Origin of the sequence: Mesorhizobium sp. Cs1299R1N1 (assembly GCF_037179655.1) — a bacterium.
GTDB lineage: Bacteria > Pseudomonadota > Alphaproteobacteria > Rhizobiales > Rhizobiaceae > Mesorhizobium > Mesorhizobium salmacidum.
Map to the genome: position 1 here is coordinate 1 of NZ_JAPYKR010000078.1, position 1504 is coordinate 1504.

Annotated in this window: 2 protein-coding genes; both read right to left on the reverse strand. The window is 64.2% G+C overall.

The features are described from left to right. The coding region (locus tag O7A70_RS33725) for a hypothetical protein (RefSeq protein ID WP_337144190.1) at nucleotides 1-335 on the reverse strand (335 nt) is incomplete at its 3' end. Then, on the reverse strand, nucleotides 332-1423 hold the full coding sequence (locus O7A70_RS33730; protein WP_337144191.1) for an IS5 family transposase: 1092 nt from the start codon (nucleotides 1421-1423) through the stop codon (nucleotides 332-334). The genes O7A70_RS33725 and O7A70_RS33730, both read right to left, overlap by 4 nt. Between the last annotated feature and the right edge of the window lie 81 nt (nucleotides 1424-1504).

The window sequence follows — 1504 nt, forward strand, 5'->3', positions numbered from 1 at the left end:
GTTGAAGAAGTGTAGCGCTTGGCCTTGAGGATGGCCTCGTCGCCGTTATGGTAGGCGAAGGTGATTTCGATCGAGCCGTCTTCGAGCAGTTCGGCGGAGCCGTCACCGGTGACTTCGTCCATTTCGTCGCAGCCGGCCCAGGTGAAGAAGAGCATCGAGGGGCTGTAGCTCAGATCAAGACCGGCTTGCAGGGCGCCAAAGGCGATCTCGCCGTTGTTGTCATCCCCTATGGTGATGGTGGCAGGGCCGCTGAGGTCGAGATAGCCGCGATCCCACAGGTCGGCCTCGACGATACGCCAGCTGCCGGTCAGCTGGCAGCCAGCCGGCGCGCTCATGTCGGCACCGCCACGAGCTTCTGTAGCCGTACCAGATTGTAGGCGGCGGCCGCGAAGGTGAATGCCCATCCGGCGCGGTCACGGCCGCGGAACCTGGTCTTTCTTTGCCCCGCGACCGTCTTGATCCAGCCGAACGCCTCCTCGATGCGCTTCCTGATGCGCTGGCTGACGGCATAGCCGCCGTGCCGGGTCGTGCGGCGATCGATCGCCGAGCCGCGGCCGCTCGTGTTCTGCGCTACGTGCGGCGTCACCTTCATCGAGCGCAACTCGTTGACGAAGTCCTCCGCGTCATAGGCCTTGTCGGCGCCGAGCGTGATCGTTTGTGGCCGGTCGGCACGAGGCTCGATCATATGCAGCGCTGCCACCCGCTCGGCATGCCCGTCGGCCAGCGTCAGGCAGGCGTCGACTACCAGGCCATGGCGGTTCTCCATCAGCCCATGCCCCATAAAGCACAGCTTCGTCTCCTTGCCTTGCCCCTTGCGGTAGAGCCTCGCATCCGGATCGGTGGTCGAGGCATGCGTGTCGTTCGACCGTTTCTGGCCATGGAAGTCCGCTTCGGCGTTGCGCCCGCCGCCTGGAGCCGGTGGCTCGCCCGAGCCGTCCTTCGGCTTGACGCTCTTCATGGCCGCCCACGCCTCGACCAGCGTGCCGTCGACCGAGAAGTGGTCGGTGGACAGGAGCTTCTTCACCCTGGGCTGCGCCAGCACCGCGCCTAAGAACTTCGCTGCGATGTCGCCTTCCAGCAACCGGTCGCGGTTCTTCGAGAACACCGAATGGTTCCATGGCGCCTCATCGACGCGGATGTCGACGAACCAGCGAAACAGGAGGTCGTACTCCAGCCGCTCCATCAACAGCCGCTCCGAGCGGATTGAGTAGAACGCCTGCAGCAGCATCGCACGCAGCAGCTTCTCCGGCGGGATCGATGGTCGCCCGATCGGCGAATAGAGCGCCGCAAACTCCCGCTCCAACGCGACCAGCGCCTCGTTCACGATCGCCCGGATCGCTCGCAACGGGTGACCCCGCCGAACCCGCGCCTCCAGATCAACGTAGCTGAACAACTCGCCAGTTCGATTGTCGCCACCGCGCACGTGTCATCTCCGAATCTCTTCGGAATTAGTGAATCACGGTCATCGACCTGCGGCGAGCACCTTTTTCAACAGCCTGCTAGG